Source organism: Asticcacaulis sp. W401b (assembly GCF_046503825.1).
In the GTDB taxonomy this organism is placed as follows: Bacteria; Pseudomonadota; Alphaproteobacteria; order Caulobacterales; family Caulobacteraceae; genus Asticcacaulis.
Genome location: NZ_JBKFEE010000005.1, coordinates 115,767 through 131,907 on the forward strand (window position 1 = coordinate 115,767; position 16,141 = coordinate 131,907).

Sequence of the window (16,141 nt, forward strand, 5' to 3'; positions counted from 1 at the left end):
TCCGACAGGACGGCCCGTGGGTCAAGCGGAAAAATCAGCGTTTGCCAATGTCTGGCCCCAATCTGGCCCGGTGGTCCGCTTCGATACGGAGCGTGGAAAAGAGTCTGGACAGCCACGAGTCACTTCTCATATAGTCTGACAAATAAGAGAGGAACCCGCCATGTCCACGCTGAACCGTCGCGCCCTGTTTGCCGCCCCAGCCCTGATCGGGGCCGCCACTGTCCCCGCCGTCGCGGCGACGCAGCCGAAGTCACCGACGCTGCGTGCGCCCAAGCCGCCTATGGGCTGGAACAGCTGGAACAGCTTTGCCACCACGCTGACCGAGGCGCAGGCGCTGGAGACGGCGAAGATCATGTCCGACAAGCTGTTACCCGCCGGCTATGACGTGTTTACCGTGGATATTCAATGGTATGAGCCCAATGCCACGGGCTATGAATACCGCCACGGGGCGGAGCTGGCCATGGATGGCTATGGCCGCCTGCTGCCCGCACCCAACCGCTTCCCGTCGGCCGCCAACGGGGCGGGGTTCAAGCCGCTGGCCGACAAGGTGCACGCTCTGGGCCTGAAGTTCGGCGTGCATCTGATGCGCGGTATTCCGCGTCTGGCTTATGAGAAGAACCTGCCGATTCTGGGGACCAAATACACGGCGCGCGACGTGGCCAACCCCAACTCGGTCTGTACCTGGAACACCGACATGTACGGCGTCGATATGTCGAAGCCGGGGGCGCAGGCCTATTATAACTCGGTGTTTAAGCTGTTTGCCGACTGGGGCGTGGATTTCGTCAAGATGGACGATATGAGCCGCCCCTATGACATCAACTGGCCGGAAATCGAAGGGGCGCAGGCCGCCATCGCCGCCTCGGGCCGCCCGATCGTGCTCAGCCTGTCGCCGGGTGAAACGGACCTCAAATGGGCCGTCCACGCGCAGAACAATGCCCAGATGTGGCGTATTTCCGACGACTTCTGGGATAGCTGGGACATGCTGAAGGCGCAGTTCAAGCGGCTGGCCGACTGGAGCCCCTATCGTCGTCCGGGGGCGTGGCCCGATGCCGACATGCTGCCGCTGGGCCTTTTGGCACTGGGGCAGCGCAAGACGAAATTCACGCCGGATGAGCAGCAGACCCTGATGACCCTGTGGTCGATCGCGCGATCGCCCCTGATCATGGGCGGCGACCTGCGCGCGCTCGATGAGGCGACGCTGAAACTCCTGACCAACAAGGAGGTGATCGCGCTCAATCAGGACAGTGTGAACAATGTCCCCGTCTCCAATGACGGCGCGCAGGTGGTGTGGACGGCGGAAACTGCCGACGGAAAAGCACGCTATCTGGCTATCTTCAATATCGGCGACCACCCGCAGGTGGTGACTCAAGCGCTGAAAGCCATCAATGCGCCCGAAAAAGCCCGTGTGCACAATCTGTGGACCGGGGCCGTTTCGACGGCGGACGAAGAGATTTCGCTGGAGCTGCGCGGCCATGCCAGCGTCCTGTACAAATTGACTCCGATTCAATCGTGAGATTAACCTATCGGCTGTGGTGATAGGTTGATCTTTAACTCGGCTCTTTTCTCCTCCCCATATCATGGGGAGGTGGCAGCGAGCGAAGCGAAGCTGACGGAGGGGTATAACCACCCGTAGGATACCCCTCCGCCTCGTAAACTCGGCACCTCCCCATAAAATGGGGAGGAGGTAGATCGCAAACGTTAAATTATCAGCACAGCCTGAAACTTAACCGGGGGCGGTATTGAATATATGGTTCAAAACATTGAAAGGCATGGGCACAATCACCGTCATTCTCGGTGCTTACCTTGTCTTCATTGCGGGTCTGAACGTCTGGCAATTCGGATTCAAAAGACTTTTTGAATCCGAATTTCTATATAATTTTCAAATTGATCTGATTCAGGTCTGCGCAACATGGGTGTGCCTGTATATTATCGTTGTTATCGCCAAGCGCTTTGGGGCCAAGTGAAAATCAACACATATACTCACCTTCTGCCCCACCTCACGCCGCTATAGATTTGCGCCCCGTCACGTCCTGAAGCACGCCGAACAGCGACAGGGGCTGCCCTGCCTCGTCGCATTCGACCGAGCCCTGACTGAAAACCGTGCGGATGTCGCCATCGGCGCGCACCAGCCGCGCTTCGAAGCTATAGCCCTCGCCGCGAGAGGTGGCGGCCTTCACGCAGTCGCTCACGCGCTGACGGTCGTCGGGATGGTAGCATTCCAGCGCATTAGTCAGGTTGGGGTGGAAGATTTGCGGCGTCAGGCCGTGGATGCGGTACACGCCCTGCGACCACTCCACCGTCTGATTTTCCAGATCGACGTGCCAGTAGCCGACCCCGGCCACCGCCTCCATCATTTCCAGCTTCTTCTGATTTTCGTTGCAGCGGCGCACAATCGCCTTCTGCATCTGGGCGTCCTTGCGCAGGGTCATCAGCGACGACACCGTGGCGGCCAGCGTCGTCAGACGCGCCCGATCACGGTCGTTGAATTCGGCGCGCGCTTTGGTGTCGATGACGCACAGGGAGCCGACCAGCACCTCTCCGAAGCGGATCGGCGCCCCGGCATAGAAGCGGATATGGGTATCGCCCAGCACCAAAGGATTATTGGCAAAGCGCGGGTCCCTGGTAGCGTCCAGCACCACCATCACCTCATCGCGGCAGATGGTATAGTCACAAAAGGCCTGTTCGCGCGGCGTTTCACAAACCGACAGGCCGACGCTCGATTTAAACCACTGGCGAATCGCGTCGATCAGCGAGATCGCCGCCATGGGGGCGTCAAACACATCCGCCGCCAGTCGGGTGACCTGATCAAATTCGGGCTCGGCCTCGCTGTCGAGAATCTCCAGAGTACGCAAGGCGTTCAGGCGCTGAGCCTCCCGCCGCTGGACCTCGGAAACCGGGGCGTCTGGTTCGGTGATCATCAGGTGCCTTCCTCTTTTTATCGCTCTAGTTTAGCACAAAATGAAGAAAACAACGTTATTTCCGCGCGCGCAACCGGTCATTTCGTCACGTGACAGTTTTACGCGTCAGAGGTAAACGGATGACATGTCCGATGACCTGCTCAGTCCCGTTGATTCGCAGTCCAACAGTCCGCCGTGGTCGGTATCCGAACTGGCCGGCGCGCTCAAACGCACGATTGAAAGCGCCTATGACCATGTGCGGCTGCGTGGCGAAATCTCCAAGGTCACGCGGCATACCTCCGGCCACGTCTATCTGACGCTGAAGGACGACCGCGCCGCCATTGACGGTGTCATCTGGAAGGGCAATGTCAGCCGCCTGAAAGCGCAACCGCAGGCCGGGCTTGAGGTTATCGTCACGGGCAAGCTGACCACCTTCCCCGCCTCGTCCAAGTATCAGATCGTGATCGAGAGCCTGGAGGCCGCCGGGATCGGGGCGCTTCTGGCGCAGCTTGAGCGCACCAAGGCGAAACTGCACGGCGAAGGGCTGTTTGCAGTGGAACGCAAAAAACGCCTGCCCTTCGCGCCCAAAACAATCGGCGTCATCACCTCGCCCACCGGGGCGGTCATCCGCGATATCCTGCACCGCATCCGCGACCGCTGGCCCTGCCGCGTCATCGTCTGGCCCGTCATTGTGCAGGGCGACGCCGCCCCGCCGCAGATCATTCAGGCGCTGAACGGCTTTCAATCAGGGGCTGTGCCGCGTCCGGACGTGCTGATCGTGGCGCGCGGCGGCGGCTCGGTCGAAGACCTGTGGGCCTTCAACGACGAAGGGCTGGCGCGCGCTGTTGCCGCCTGCACCATCCCCGTTATTTCCGCTGTCGGGCACGAAACCGACACCACCCTGATCGACTTTGTGTCGGATCGCCGCGCCCCCACCCCCACCGGGGCGGCGGAAATGGCGACGCCCGTCCTGAGCGAACTGCGCGGCTTTGTGCTCGATCTGGAGCGCCGCCGTCTGGGCAGTTTTGATCAGGCCCTGCGCAACCGGCGTGAGCGCGTGGCCCTGCTGGGGCGCGCCCTGCCCAGGCCGCAGGACCTGATCGACGCCGCGCAACAGAGGCTCGACTACGCGGCGCACCGGCTGGGCGGCGGGCTGTTGCGCAATCTCAATGCCCACGACACGGCCTTTGCCCGCACGGCGGCGCGCTTTTCGCCCGCCCTGCTGGAGCGCCCGCGTCAGCTCAAGGCCGAGCGCGTGACGCAACTGTCCGAGCGTGCGACCGCGGCCCTGACGCGCGGCGTGGAGCGGCAAAGGGTTGAATTTACCCGCCTGTCGGCGCGCCTGACCCCGGCCCTGACCCTGCGTCCGCTCGATCTGAAGCGCGAAGCCCTCGACCGCCTGAGCCAGCGTTTCGACGCGGCCCTCAACCGCCGCCTCGACGACAGTGCGCGCCGCGCCCGGTTGCCTGAGTTAGAGCAACGTCTGGCCGCCGCGTTCGACCGCCTTCTCAGCCAGAAATCCGAACGCCTGCACCGGCTCGATCAGCTGCGCCTCAGCCTTGACCCCGACCGGCCGCTGAACCTCGGTTTTGCCCGCGTCAGCCACGCCGATGGCCACCTCGTCACCTCACCCGATGGCGTGAGCGCCGGCGAAGCCCTGACTCTGACCTTCAAGGGCGACCGCACGCTCGGCGTCGTGGCCAGCGACGGCACCTCAGCCCCACCGTCCAAACCCACTCCGAAACCCCGCCCCGCGCCCCCCAAACCGGAACAGGGCAGCCTGTTTTAATCTTGCGCCCCACCATGGTCGGGCCTATCTTGGGTGCATGAACATGCATTCCAAGCCGCCACTCCCCGACCAGGCCATCCTCCATTACGGAGACGGTGAATACGCCGTCATGCGTCCGGGCAAGTTCGTGATCTGCGCCGTCTCGGGCAAGCAGATACCGCTGGAGGCCCTGCGCTACTGGAACCCCCGCACGCAGGAGGCCTATGCCGGGCCGGAAGAGGCCACGGCCCGATGGAAAACTCTGAACGGGCGTTAAAGCGCATCCCGAAAAGTGGGACGCACTTTTCGGATACAGATGCGCGACAAGGCACAATGAAGCGGAGAGACATTCTGGGGGGCGGGCTTGCGCTGGGCCTTGCCGGTATCGTCACGCCCGGTCTTCTGAACGCCGATCCGCGGCCCTACGGTTCGGTGTGGGCGCGCACCCTGAAAAGCGGTCCCTACACTCTGACGGGCAAATTTGTGCAGGGCGGCTTTGCTATCGGTCGGGCTGAACCGCGTCAGGAGATCAGTCTTGACGGCACGGCGCGCGGCCTGACCTCGGCGCAGGGTGATTTCGTCATCGGCTTTGACCGTGATGCGCCGCCCCTGGCGCGGCTGGTCATCGGGTCCGGCCCGATTATGGATTTTGAAATCCTGCGCACCCCCTATGACATTCAGCGCATCGACGGTCTGCCCCCCGATCAGGTCAGTCCTTCGGACCCGGCGCTTCTGGCGCGCATCGCCAGAGAGCGTGACCTCAAAAACACCGGCTTCGCCAGCCGCGAAGACGCCGCGTGGTTCACTCAGCCGTTTCAGTGGCCCTTGCGCCGGTTTGTCAATTCCGGGCGCTTCGGCAATCAGCGCATCCTCAATGGCGAATCCAAAAGCCCACACTATGGCTTTGACATGGCTGCCCCCGAAGGCACGCCCGTCTATGCCCCGCAAACGGCGCGCGTGGCGCTGGCCGAACCCGATCTGCACTTCGAAGGCGGCCTGATTCTGCTCGACCACGGGCAGGGCCTGATCAGCATGTATCTGCACCTGTCCACCCTGACCGTAAAGGCAGGGGATCTTGTGACAAATGGGCAGATTATCGGTCAGGTGGGTCAGAAGGGGCGCGCCACAGGGCCGCATCTGTGCTGGCGTCTGAAGTGGCGCGACCGCGCGCTCGACCCCTCGTTGTGGGTTGCATCCGGCGCGTCATAAAAGGGTATATATTACCATACGTCAGATCGTTTATCGTATAATAATATTATTGATTTTCAAATCGCTTGCGACATTTCGCCGCCTCGCGCCCTCTGCCTCAAAATCGGATGCTTATTTGGGCTTGATCTCGCTGCGCCTTCATCGTAACAGCGCTACTCTTTGTCACAGGTTTGCAAAAACAACGCCGCCTTTACATAACACCACAGGCAGAGCGTTATCCGGACTTTGGGGGATATGGCAGATTACGGTGCCCTGAAAATTCTGCTGGTTGAGGACAATCAGCACATGCGTTCCATCGTTCTGGCCATCCTTAAGGGGTCGGGCATCCGTGACGTGCGTGAAGCGCGCGATGGTGCTGAGGCCTTCGACCTGCTGCGGCAGTTTCCCGCCGATATCGCCCTGGTCGATTTCAACATGTACCCCATAGACGGGGTCGAATTCACGCGGATGCTGCGCACCGCCAGCGACTCGGTCAATCCCTACCTGCCCGTGGTGATGATCACTGGCCATTCCGAACGCTCACGCGTGGTCGAAGCGCGCGATGCCGGCGTGAATGAGTTCGTGGCCAAGCCGCTCACCGCCCGCGCCCTTTTGAGCCGTCTCGACGCCGTGGTGATGCGCCCGCGCCCCTATATCCGCTGCGCCAGCTATTTTGGCCCCGACCGCCGTCGCAAGACCGATCAGCCCTATAATGGCCCCCTGCGCCGCGCCAGCGACGGGCTTCTGGCTTGAACCTATCGCGTATTTGAATCCAAAACGGCTGCACACGTTTTGGAATGCGCTTAACCAGTTGTTCATAAATATTAACGCGCGCTTGGCTTAGTCCCCAAATCGCCGCATAGTCGCCTTTGGCGCGATTCGGCGCGGCTGTTCGACAGGGACCCCCGATGGGAAGACTGACCTCCATATTGCTGATGGGAACCTATCTGTTCCTGTCCCTGGGCGCGGCTATGGCCCTCTATACGGGCGGGTCGGACACCGGCGCGTGCATCGCGGCGGCGCTGGCGACGATGGCCGTGTGTTTCGCCATCCATAATTTCGTCAATCAGTACCTGTCCGAACGCCGCCTCTCTAAAGAAATTGATCTGGTGCGCGACGCCCACCGCCTGATGGTCGAAGCCATTGATGTCACTCAGAAAGACATGGTTGAGCTGGCCGATCAGATGCAGCATCAGCGCGTCGGCCGCACGGATGAGCTGACCACCGAAGTCAAGATGCTGGAAAACCTGGTGCTCAAGCTGGGCGAAAGCATCGAGGAGCGCCTGTCCGACTGGAAGGCCGGGCCGGCGCAGGTCGCGGCCCCCGCCCCCCTGTCGCGTCAGGAGCAGCAGGCGATGGCGCTGATTGAAACCGTGCGTCAGGCCCTGATCGAAAACCGCGTGGACCTTTATCTGCAACCGGTCGTCTCCCTGCCGCAGCGCAAGACCATCTATTACGAAAGCTTCTCGCGCCTGCGTGACGCCACCGGGCGTGTGCTGATGCCCGCCGAATATCTGTCGGTGGCCGAACCCGAAGGTCTGGTGCCCTCCATCGACAACCTGCTCCTGTTCCGTTGCGTGCAGATCGTGCGCCGTCTGGCCAAGCAGGACCGCCGCATCGGCATCTTCTGCAACATTTCGCTGACCTCGCTGCGTGATGAGGTCTTCTTCCCGCAGTTCCTTGAATTCCTCAACGAAAACCGCGATCTGGCCGATTCGGTTATCTTCGAGCTGGGGCAGGATGCCTACGCGGCGCGCGGCGCCATGGAAGCCCGCCACATGGCGCGCCTGGCCGATATGGGCTTCAAGTTCTCGCTGGACAAGATCACCTCGATCGACCTTGACCTGACCGACCTGCAACGCTCGGACGTCCGCTATGTGAAGATCGGGGCCAATGTCCTGCTCGATCAGCTGATGAACATTGACGGCAAGCCGGCCCTGCGTTTCCTCAAGGACATCCACGCGGGCGACTATGCCAACCTGCTGGCGCGCTACGGCATCGACGTCATTGCCGAAAAGGTCGAGAACGAGCGTCAGGTGGTGGATATCCTTGAAATCGAGGTCGCCTACGCGCAGGGCCACCTGTTCGGCGAACCGCGCGCCATTAAGGAGCAGGTGCTGCTGGAAACCGCCCCCCCGGCGGGCTTCATCAAATCGACCCTGCCTCCGCAACGCCGCCGGGCATAAGATCGAAGTCTTGTTATGACGGGACTATACGAATGGAATCCCGTCCCGCATCGGCTCGCTATTCACTGTCCGATGTGCCGAAATCTGGCAGAGTTTGAGTTTGCGACCTTTCGCAGGATAGAGCGCCGCGAACACATCGCCTACTTTAAAGCCAATAAAGCGTTTGACTATCGTCAGTATATAGACGGTTGCGGCCATAAATGGCACGCCGCCTTATATTATCCGGGGCTGCATGGTCCCCTGCAAAGTGGCATTCACGACCTGCCAGACGGATATGAACCTCAATTCTGGGCGCAAAGTCACTACTGGCGCAGCAGCCCTGGAAGCGGCATGGGTTCGGTTCGGTGCTCGGCCTGCCACTTCAGATCCAAACACCGCCTGAACTGGCCCGATGATCTGTATTTCCTGATGTCTTACCGAGGGCACAATCTGTGGGCCTATGATCGCGATAGCGCTATGGCCTTGCGTAACTTCATTGATTCAGAAACGCGATCCGTGCATCAGGATGGATATTCGCGTTTCCTGCTGCACATACCTTCCGTATTCAAACATCACAAAGCCCGCGAACCGCTTGTGAAAGCGCTCGATAAGAAGCTGTGTTCAAAGTGAGGGTCATACCTTCTCACAGCCTGATCTGATCATTGGTGCCGCCGCCCTGTGTCACGGCCTGACCCTCGTCACCCGCGATACACAGGACTATGAAAAAGCCCGCGTACCAGTGTTTAATCCGTGGCTTTCAGTCGTAGTATAGCGACTGAACGCTTGCCCCATTGGCCACACGCGCTATGAAGGCCTCTCTCAACGAAAGGCCCGCCATGACCGCCCCGCACCTGCTGACCCATCTGTCCGACATCGCCGCTGACTATGACGCGGTTTTCTGTGACATCTGGGGCGTCATCCATAATGGCCGGCGGCATTTTCCGGAGGCCTATGACGCCCTGCGCCGCTTTAAGGCCGAGCGCGGGCCCGTGGTGCTGATTTCCAACTCGCCGCGCCCGCAGGACGGGCTGAAGGCGCAACTGGCCGATCTGGGCGTCCATGACGATGCCTTTTCGGCCATCGTGTCTTCCGGCGACGCCACCCGCACCTTCCTGAAAGACTATGCCACAAAAGGATCGGCCTGGGTCATCGGGCCGGAGCGCGACGCACCGCTGTATGAGGGCCTTGGCGTCGATCTGAGCGGTACACCGGACACGGCGGCCTTTATCTCCTGCACCGGCCTGTTTGACGACGAGAACGACACTCTGGAGCAGTACCATCCCGACCTGAAAGCCGCCGCCCAGCGCGGCATCCCCATGATCTGCGCCAATCCTGACCGCATCGTGCAGCGCGGCGATCAGATCATCTACTGCGCCGGGACTCTGGCCGACATCTATATGGCCTTTGGCGGCGAAGTGATCATGGCGGGCAAGCCCTACGCCCCCATCTACGACCTCTGCTATCAGGCCCTGAACACCGTTGCCGGGCGCGCGGTGGATAGATCGCGCATCCTCGCCATCGGCGACGGCCTGCCCACCGACGTGCTGGGGGCCAATGGGCAGGGGCTCGACCTCGTCTTTATCGCGGCGGGTATCCACGCCCTTGAGGCCACCAATGCCGAAGGGCAACTGGATGCGCAATTGCTGGTCAAGGTGCTGGAAAGCGAAAAGGCCAGCGCCCGTTACGTTTCCCCCGCTCTGGCGTGGTAAATAACAACGTCAGGTCGCGTTCCCCAGTAATGTTTTGTCAACAGGTCGCATCCAAAATAAGGATGTCATAAACACTCGTGGGGTGGCGCCGTGTCGCGTACCGTCCTGATCATCGAAGACAGCGCCACGCAGGCGCGTATCATCGCCCGCATGTTCGCGCAGCAGGGGTGCGAAGTGGTCACGGCCAGTTCGCTGACCGAAGCCCGTGCACAGCTCGATGTCGCGCGCTTCTACCTGATCCTCGCCGACATTTTTCTGGGCGAAGACAATGTGCTGGACCACATGGCGGAGCTGCGTGAGCGCGCCCCCGGCACCCCCATCGGCATCATGTCCGCCGGTCAGCGCAATGACCCGGTGATGATCCGCACCATGCTGAACAAGGCGCGCCGCGAACAGGCCGACTATCTGCTGCCTAAACCGTTCAGCTATGTCGATGTGAAGCAGATCTGCACCTCGATCGACAGCCGCGACCAGACCGACCTGTCGCAGCAACTGTCGGCGCTAAGGGCCTGATTTTCTGATCTTTTAGAAAGACGATTATATACGCAGTACCTTACGTTAAAAGACCGCTTCGTACTCGTCACATTCGAACTGGCGAGCGACTTTTTTTTAACTCATCGGACTGATTTTTTCAGTGTCGGTTGTATTTTTTTATCGGATCGCCTTGATAGATTGCGATTTTAAAAATAACTTCGTCATATGTACATAATGTATGTCGATGACACTGGCGACCCTGGCCTTAAAGGTTCACCCACGAGATATTTCGGGCTTTCTAGCATTACTGTGCATGAAAGCAGGTGGCGAGATTTCATGAATAGCTTATTGGCGTTTCGCAAAACTATGCGTGACGTACATGGATTACCGCTACGAACAGAGATTCACGCTTCAGAATACATCAGACACCCTCCGGTCCCCGGTATGCAAAAGCATACCCGACTTGCGATACTAAGACAGACTTTGGATGAATTGGCCAAGATTGACTACATAAGCGTTACGAGTGTTTTGATCGACAAACAAGGTAAGCCCGATGGATTTGATCCATTTGAAACAGCGTGGAAGGCTCTGTTTCAAAGATCTGAAAACACTATTGGATACGGCAATTTTCCGGGTGGGTTTAAATCAGACAACGGAATTGTAATAGCCGATAACACTAACGGAGAAAGCCTTAGACGCTTAGTCCGTAAAATGGCGGTTCATAATCCGGTTCCAAATCGGTATGGCACTGGATATCGAAACCTTCCGATTGTCAGAATTATCGAAGACCCTCACATGAAAAACTCTATGGATAGTTATCCAATTCAAATATGTGATGTCGTCTCTTTCTTCTTACACCAACACTACAACCCTAACTCTTATATAAAAAAGAACGGCGCACGAAACTATTACCTGCGGCTTTATTCCATTTTGAATAAGCGCGCCAGTATGGAAAACGCTAGCGGGGTTGTGAAACTGTGAAAAGGAGGAGGAGCTTTCGCCCCTCCCCGGTGCCGTCCTACTTGCTGAGTTTTGCCCAGTTTCGGACCACGATTGCATTATAACCGACTTGACTCTCTCGTCAAATCACGACTTGGCCCAGATATGTGATACGTTAGGTGCTTTCGGAAGACGCCCATCAGAGACACACGTTCTTAGGCCAGATAGATGCAAAAACCCCTTCCGGATAGGGACGGAAGGGGTTTTGCGAAGGCCACCATCACGAAGGCCTGCGGGACAGGCCGTTGACCGGCCTTGTCCGTTATGGGGATGATCGGGGATAATCCGGATCAGTCGAACAGGGCGTCGATATCGTCCTGAGAATTGGTCTTGTTCAGTTCTTCCGGCGACATGTCGAACAGGGCGTCGATGTCATCCTGAGACTGAGGCTCATTGCTGGCCGCCGGGGTATCGAACAGGGCGTCGATATCGTCCTGAGAATTGCCTGCCGCCGGGGCGGGCGCAGGTGCGGCCACAGGCGCGGGAGCCGGGGTGGGCGCCGGGGCCGCCTTGGCCACCGGTTCCGGTTTGGGCTCAGGCTTCGGTTCCGGTTTGGGCTCGGCTTTGGGCGCTTCGACCTTGGGGGCCTGCACCTTCAGTTCCGGAGCCGCCGCAGGGGCTTCATCGAACATGGCGTCGATGGCTTCCTGACGGGTTTCCGGACCCCCGATGGCGGGGCCGTTGAGCAGCAGGTCACGGGCGCGCTTTTCACGCTCGGACAGCTCGACATCCTTGTCTTCGACACCGAGCGTAGCCGCCAGCTTGCCGACGCGCTCCTCGATCTGCTTGAGAACATTGACGACCTTAGACACGCGCTGGCCGGTAATGTCCTGGAACGAGCAGGCTTCGAAAATCTTCATCACCTCGTCGTCCACCGCCGCCTTGTAGGCCTTGGGGTCCGACACATCCATGCCCATGATCGCCTCAGCGGCGTTCATGATATTGTGCGTAGCGTTTTCGGTATCGCGGGTGATGGCTTCCAGCTCCGCCCCTGCCGTCGGGATACGCTCCTGCGACAGATCATGCGGACGCAGTTCGCGGATCTCTTCCTTGGCCTTGGCGATATAGCCGGCGATAATGGCGAATTCTTCGGCGCGACGTCTGTCGAGCTGCTGGAAGAACTCACGCATCAGGCTGACGAGGGCCTCGGACTGCTGCATCAAATTGATCAGCTTGGGCTCCATCGCCGCGGCCAGAGCCGCGTCAACGGGCTCCAGTGCGGGAGATTCAGCCTGTTTGGGTGCAACCTGGCCCATTTTAACCTGCTTGATAGTCGGTCAATTCTTGGATCAAAATGACTTTCAGGAGAGTCGTCATTTCGATCTACGCTCTTTGTCTTATCGCGCTATTTTTCCGAAAAGGGGTCTCCCCTGTCGGATGGCGCTTTAGAACTCGCCGAGAACGGCGGTGATCTTCTGCTTCAGCGTCGCGCCATTGAACGGCTTGACGATGTAGTTGTTCACGCCGGCCTTCTTGGCGGCGATCACGTTCTCGGTCTTGGATTCAGCCGTGACCATGATGAAGGGCGTGCGTTTCAGCGAATCGTCCGAACGCACCTTCAAAAGGAGTTCATAGCCGGTCATGGGCTCCATGTTCCAGTCGGAAATGACCAGACCGTAGCTGGTCTTCTTCATCTTTTCGAGGGCTTCCGCGCCATCCGACGCTTCCTCGATGTTCTCGAATCCCAGCTGCTTCAGCAGATTGGAAATGATCCGCAGCATGGTCTTGTAATCATCAACCACCAGGATCTGCATGGACATATCGACGGCCATGTGAGTGTGCCCACCTTTAATAACTCGGGCCCGCCTTATGCAGGCCCTTCACATCTGACTAAGGCATCATGGCAGCAAGCGGATAAAATAGAGTTAAAGGCCTCGCTCAAATTTTTTCATTTATTTCAATGATATAACTATAGTTAACCATGAAAAACCCGCGTTTTATGAACCGCGTTTGAAAAAATAATGCCAAATCGGGACAGTTTTACGCAGGCTTCGGGGGCAGGATTATGCGCCGGGCGTCTTGGCAAACGCCGCTGAGCGCCCTAAAGCGCAATCCGACAAAGTGGAAACCACTTTTCGGAAAAATTGCGCGACAAAATAGGAATCTATAGCGGGATGATGTTTTCATCTAAACTCATCCCGCTATAGATCAGGCGCGAAACCTGAATACGGACCCCGATCCATGACCGATGCTGTCACCGTTTATCTCGAAGACCTGAGCGTGGGTCAGTCGCTGGAGCGCGCCTTCACCGCCACCGACGCCGCCATCCGCGCCTTTGCCGAGGTGTCGGAGGACCACAATCCCGTACACGTCGATGAGGCCTATGCGGCGACCACGCCGTTCAAGGGCCGCATCGCGCATGGCGCTTTGCTCAATGCGTGGATTTCGGCGACCATCGCCGGGGGCCTGCCCGGACGCGGCAGCATCTATGTGTCGCAGTCGCTGAACTTCAAACGCGCGGTCAAGATCGACGACGTGGTGACCATCACCCTCACCGTCACCGACATCCAGCCCAAGACCGGCGTCGTGACCCTGACCACCGTTGCCAGCGTCGGCGGCAAGACCTATGCCAAGGGTGTGGCCGAGGTCATCGCCCCGCGCAAGCCGGTCTGATCGTGACACAGATGGCGACCAAGGCGTTTCTTCTGACGCTCGAACCCGGCGGGGCCCTGCGCGCGCAGGCGCTCAATACACCTGCGCAGGGTGTGGCGTGGCCGACCGGGGCCTGTGCGGCGATAGGCAGCTTTGACGGCGTGCACCGCGGCCATCAGCGGGTGATTGAAAACGCCATCGCCGCCGCGCACCGTCTGGGGGCCCCCTCCGCCGTCGTCTGTTTCGACCCGCACCCGCAGGCCTTTTTTCTGACGCGCGCCGCAAAGCCCGTCACGCCGTTTCGCCTGATGACCCTCGATCAGCAGGTGTGCGCCTTCTCAGAGTTGGGCGTCGAATACGTCTTTGTGCTGCGCTTTGACGAGACGCTGTCGGCCCTGACGGCCGAGGCGTTTACGCAGAGTATCCTGCACGACCACCTGAAACTGAGCCACATCAGTTGCGGCTTCGACTTCCGTTACGGCGCCAAGGGCGGCGGTTCGGCACAGACGCTGAGCGAGGCCGGCGCCGCGATGGGCTTCACCACCGCTGTCACGCCGTGCCAGACCGATGAGACGGGGCACAAGCTGTCGTCGTCGGCCGTGCGTGAGGCGCTGGAAGCCGGCGATGCGCAACTGGCCGGGCACGTGCTGGGCCGGCCGCAGGCCTTTGCGGGTGTCGTGTCGCGCGGCGATCAGATCGGACGTCAGATCGGCTTTCCGACCGCCAATATCGAGCTTGGCGATTATCTGCGTCCGAAATACGGGGTCTATGTGACGCGCACGCGGCTCAGCGACGGGCGGGTGTTGGGCAGCGTTACCAATTTCGGCAAGCGTCCGACGGTGGGCGGCCTTAGCGAGCGGTTCGAGACGCATATCTTCGGGCTGGACCACGACATCTATAATCAGGTGATCGAGGTGGACCTGCTGCACTATCTGCGCCCGGAACAGAAATTTCCCTCGTTTGAGGCGCTTAAAGAGCAGATCGCCAGGGATGCCGAGGCGGCCAAAGCCTATTTCGGCTGATCACTCTTGACCCGGCGCAGCGTCGTCGTGTCGAAAATCTGAATTTCCGAACCGTAGTCGATATAGACGACATAGGCCGGGTCCTCCGGCAAGACCTCAAAGACGCGCGATCCGGCCATACCGACGCCCAGCGGGCCGCACGGCAGGGCCTCGCCCTCCCCGGTCCTGACCGTCTGTTCCCACGCTTTCAGCGCCTCACCGGTCGGGGTCAGCTCAAACAGCGCCCGCGTCGTCTTTTCCGCCGTCGGGTCCTGCGCCGGGGTCAGCACACAGGTTGCGGCCTGTGGCGTCAGTTTGCGGATTTGCGGCAGGACAGACTCAATGGCGGCCTGCGGCGGCTTGGGAAAAGCGCGGAGAACGGGACGGTAATAGCTGACATCGTCCGGCCCGCTTTCCACCACGCCAAAGCCGGGCAGGGTCTCGTCGGCCACCATGTGCGTATTGGGACAGGCAAAGGCGTACATAGACAGTTGCCGCCCTCGCACCGCCTGCCATTCGCAGCCGGTGAAGGTCAGCTTCGCCGCCTCGGACGGTTGCGGCTCAGCGGGTTTTTGCCCGCAGGCCGTCAGGCCGAGCGCCATCAGTCCGACGATTGCCACCTTGCGCATGGATCCCTCCCCTGAATTGCCCCTCCTGATTAGCTTGGCAACGGTGAGGCGGCAAGGGGTGAGCGATACTGCACCGGCTGGCGCAGGAGGGTCTTGAGCTTTTCGGGCGCGGTGCGGCGCGGGTCGGACAGATAGATTTCGTGGTGGTGGCCGGTTTCGCTCAGGCCATTGTCGGCAATCCATTGATGCAGGCGCGCGATCAGCGGGCCTTCATCGTCATAAGAGCCTACATGCAGGGTCTGAACGCTCAAGCCCTCGGCCCAGGTCTCGAGCCGTAAGCGCCCCAGAGCTGTGCCGCCCTTGCCCTTGCGCCCGGCCCCGACCACGGCGCGGGCAAACATATCCGGCGTGATGGCGTCCGGCTGCGGCACCATGATCCGCCACGACCACAGGTCTTTGTCGCGGTCATAGAAGCGCTCGAAACGATCGGCCCACCACAGCCCCTCCATCGGCGGCACGCTGTAATCGAGGTCGCATTCGACCTTGCTCATGAATTTCAGCCCATAGGCCACCGAAAACAGCGCCTGCATGGCCTCGGCAAAGCCGTCGCCATTGGGGTCGCCGTGGCCGTCAATCATCAGGAACGGCAGTGGCGGCACGTCGATCAGCACAAACTGACCGGCGGGAGCGGTATAGAGCGGCTTGCGCTCGCGTTTCAGATCGACCTTGCGCATGGGCACCTCCTGAGCGGAGGTTACAAGCCGTGCTGACAGTTTTTG

General features: G+C 59.9%; 18 protein-coding genes. 13 read left to right on the forward strand and 5 right to left on the reverse strand.

The window, feature by feature from the left end; genetic code table 11:
• Nucleotides 1-160: 160 nt before the first annotated feature.
• Together ACK8OE_RS12515 and ACK8OE_RS12520 are read left to right on the forward strand one after the other, a co-directional pair.
• Nucleotides 161-1,513, forward strand: coding sequence for a glycoside hydrolase family 27 protein (locus ACK8OE_RS12515; RefSeq protein ID WP_410272789.1), 1,353 nt, complete (start codon nucleotides 161-163; stop codon nucleotides 1,511-1,513).
• Between the two features lie 226 nt (nucleotides 1,514-1,739).
• Entirely contained in the window at nucleotides 1,740-1,964 is a 225-nt protein-coding gene (locus ACK8OE_RS12520) for a hypothetical protein (protein ID WP_410272790.1), read from the forward strand.
• Between the two features lie 33 nt (nucleotides 1,965-1,997).
• On the opposite strand, the gene ACK8OE_RS12525 is transcribed toward ACK8OE_RS12520, so the two are convergent.
• On the reverse strand, nucleotides 1,998-2,918 hold the full coding sequence (locus tag ACK8OE_RS12525) for a PAS domain-containing protein (protein WP_410272791.1): 921 nt from the start codon (nucleotides 2,916-2,918) through the stop codon (nucleotides 1,998-2,000).
• Nucleotides 2,919-3,042: 124 nt separating this feature from the next.
• Here ACK8OE_RS12525 and xseA point away from each other — a divergent pair, with 124 nt between their 5' ends.
• From xseA to ACK8OE_RS12570, 9 genes are all read left to right on the forward strand, one after another.
• Complete coding sequence (xseA, locus tag ACK8OE_RS12530) at nucleotides 3,043-4,686, forward strand: exodeoxyribonuclease VII large subunit (protein WP_410272792.1); 1,644 nt, start codon at nucleotides 3,043-3,045, stop codon at nucleotides 4,684-4,686.
• A gap of 37 nt (nucleotides 4,687-4,723) precedes the next feature.
• Nucleotides 4,724-4,942, forward strand: coding sequence for a DUF2093 domain-containing protein (locus ACK8OE_RS12535; RefSeq protein WP_290798796.1), 219 nt, complete (start codon nucleotides 4,724-4,726; stop codon nucleotides 4,940-4,942).
• A gap of 56 nt (nucleotides 4,943-4,998) precedes the next feature.
• Nucleotides 4,999-5,874 (forward strand): M23 family metallopeptidase, encoded by an 876-nt coding sequence (locus ACK8OE_RS12540; RefSeq protein WP_410272793.1) that lies wholly within the window; start codon nucleotides 4,999-5,001, stop codon nucleotides 5,872-5,874.
• A gap of 234 nt (nucleotides 5,875-6,108) precedes the next feature.
• Entirely contained in the window at nucleotides 6,109-6,606 is a 498-nt protein-coding gene (locus ACK8OE_RS12545; RefSeq protein ID WP_410272794.1) for a response regulator, read from the forward strand.
• 155 nt (nucleotides 6,607-6,761) lie between these two features.
• Entirely contained in the window at nucleotides 6,762-8,039 is a 1,278-nt protein-coding gene (locus tag ACK8OE_RS12550; RefSeq protein WP_290798805.1) for an EAL domain-containing protein, read from the forward strand.
• A 15-nt stretch (nucleotides 8,040-8,054) separates the two neighbouring features.
• Nucleotides 8,055-8,648: a hypothetical protein gene (locus ACK8OE_RS12555; protein WP_410272795.1), complete on the forward strand. Its 594-nt coding sequence runs from the start codon at nucleotides 8,055-8,057 to the stop codon at nucleotides 8,646-8,648.
• 206 nt (nucleotides 8,649-8,854) lie between these two features.
• Entirely contained in the window at nucleotides 8,855-9,727 is an 873-nt protein-coding gene (locus ACK8OE_RS12560; protein ID WP_410272796.1) for a TIGR01459 family HAD-type hydrolase, read from the forward strand.
• Nucleotides 9,728-9,817: 90 nt separating this feature from the next.
• The gene (locus ACK8OE_RS12565) at nucleotides 9,818-10,240 is read left to right on the forward strand and encodes a response regulator (protein WP_410272797.1); all 423 of its coding nucleotides are present in this window, start codon (nucleotides 9,818-9,820) and stop codon (nucleotides 10,238-10,240) included.
• A 195-nt stretch (nucleotides 10,241-10,435) separates the two neighbouring features.
• Nucleotides 10,436-11,182 (forward strand): DUF3800 domain-containing protein, encoded by a 747-nt coding sequence (locus ACK8OE_RS12570; RefSeq protein ID WP_410272798.1) that lies wholly within the window; start codon nucleotides 10,436-10,438, stop codon nucleotides 11,180-11,182.
• A 308-nt stretch (nucleotides 11,183-11,490) separates the two neighbouring features.
• Here the strand turns inward: ACK8OE_RS12570 and ACK8OE_RS12575 are convergent, their stop codons facing one another.
• Together ACK8OE_RS12575 and ACK8OE_RS12580 are read right to left on the reverse strand one after the other, a co-directional pair.
• Nucleotides 11,491-12,456 carry a protein phosphatase CheZ gene (locus tag ACK8OE_RS12575; protein ID WP_290798815.1) on the reverse strand — a complete coding sequence of 322 codons (966 nt, stop codon included), beginning with the start codon at nucleotides 12,454-12,456 and terminating at the stop codon, nucleotides 11,491-11,493.
• Nucleotides 12,457-12,585: 129 nt separating this feature from the next.
• Entirely contained in the window at nucleotides 12,586-12,972 is a 387-nt protein-coding gene (locus ACK8OE_RS12580; RefSeq protein ID WP_013480940.1) for a response regulator, read from the reverse strand.
• Between the two features lie 409 nt (nucleotides 12,973-13,381).
• On the opposite strand from ACK8OE_RS12580, the gene ACK8OE_RS12585 reads away from it, so the two are divergent.
• Nucleotides 13,382-13,813 (forward strand): MaoC family dehydratase, encoded by a 432-nt coding sequence (locus ACK8OE_RS12585; RefSeq protein ID WP_290798818.1) that lies wholly within the window; start codon nucleotides 13,382-13,384, stop codon nucleotides 13,811-13,813.
• Nucleotides 13,814-13,824: 11 nt separating this feature from the next.
• Nucleotides 13,825-14,814 carry a riboflavin biosynthesis protein RibF gene (gene ribF / locus ACK8OE_RS12590; RefSeq protein ID WP_410272916.1) on the forward strand — a complete coding sequence of 330 codons (990 nt, stop codon included), beginning with the start codon at nucleotides 13,825-13,827 and terminating at the stop codon, nucleotides 14,812-14,814.
• Here ribF and ACK8OE_RS12595 read toward each other — a convergent pair.
• Nucleotides 14,802-15,422 (reverse strand): hypothetical protein, encoded by a 621-nt coding sequence (locus ACK8OE_RS12595; protein WP_410272799.1) that lies wholly within the window; start codon nucleotides 15,420-15,422, stop codon nucleotides 14,802-14,804. The two genes, ribF and ACK8OE_RS12595, sit on opposite strands and share 13 nt — an antisense overlap.
• 29 nt (nucleotides 15,423-15,451) lie before the next feature.
• Nucleotides 15,452-16,096: a GyrI-like domain-containing protein gene (locus ACK8OE_RS12600; RefSeq protein ID WP_410272800.1), complete on the reverse strand. Its 645-nt coding sequence runs from the start codon at nucleotides 16,094-16,096 to the stop codon at nucleotides 15,452-15,454.
• Between the last annotated feature and the right edge of the window lie 45 nt (nucleotides 16,097-16,141).

Coding starts and splice junctions, on each gene's coding strand:
- ACK8OE_RS12515 (WP_410272789.1), top strand. CDS start 161: ATGTCCACGCTGAACCGTCGCGCCCTGTTTGCCGCCCCAGCCCTGATC.
- ACK8OE_RS12525 (WP_410272791.1), bottom strand. CDS start 2,918: ATGATCACCGAACCAGACGCCCCGGTTTCCGAGGTCCAGCGGCGGGAG.
- xseA (WP_410272792.1), top strand. CDS start 3,043: ATGTCCGATGACCTGCTCAGTCCCGTTGATTCGCAGTCCAACAGTCCG.
- ACK8OE_RS12535 (WP_290798796.1), top strand. CDS start 4,724: ATGAACATGCATTCCAAGCCGCCACTCCCCGACCAGGCCATCCTCCAT.
- ACK8OE_RS12540 (WP_410272793.1), top strand. CDS start 4,999: ATGAAGCGGAGAGACATTCTGGGGGGCGGGCTTGCGCTGGGCCTTGCC.
- ACK8OE_RS12545 (WP_410272794.1), top strand. CDS start 6,109: ATGGCAGATTACGGTGCCCTGAAAATTCTGCTGGTTGAGGACAATCAG.
- ACK8OE_RS12550 (WP_290798805.1), top strand. CDS start 6,762: ATGGGAAGACTGACCTCCATATTGCTGATGGGAACCTATCTGTTCCTG.
- ACK8OE_RS12555 (WP_410272795.1), top strand. CDS start 8,055: ATGACGGGACTATACGAATGGAATCCCGTCCCGCATCGGCTCGCTATT.
- ACK8OE_RS12560 (WP_410272796.1), top strand. CDS start 8,855: ATGACCGCCCCGCACCTGCTGACCCATCTGTCCGACATCGCCGCTGAC.
- ACK8OE_RS12570 (WP_410272798.1), top strand. CDS start 10,436: ATGTATGTCGATGACACTGGCGACCCTGGCCTTAAAGGTTCACCCACG.
- ACK8OE_RS12575 (WP_290798815.1), bottom strand. CDS start 12,456: ATGGGCCAGGTTGCACCCAAACAGGCTGAATCTCCCGCACTGGAGCCC.
- ACK8OE_RS12580 (WP_013480940.1), bottom strand. CDS start 12,972: ATGGCCGTCGATATGTCCATGCAGATCCTGGTGGTTGATGATTACAAG.
- ACK8OE_RS12585 (WP_290798818.1), top strand. CDS start 13,382: ATGACCGATGCTGTCACCGTTTATCTCGAAGACCTGAGCGTGGGTCAG.
- ribF (WP_410272916.1), top strand. CDS start 13,825: ATGGCGACCAAGGCGTTTCTTCTGACGCTCGAACCCGGCGGGGCCCTG.
- ACK8OE_RS12595 (WP_410272799.1), bottom strand. CDS start 15,422: ATGCGCAAGGTGGCAATCGTCGGACTGATGGCGCTCGGCCTGACGGCC.
- ACK8OE_RS12600 (WP_410272800.1), bottom strand. CDS start 16,096: ATGCGCAAGGTCGATCTGAAACGCGAGCGCAAGCCGCTCTATACCGCT.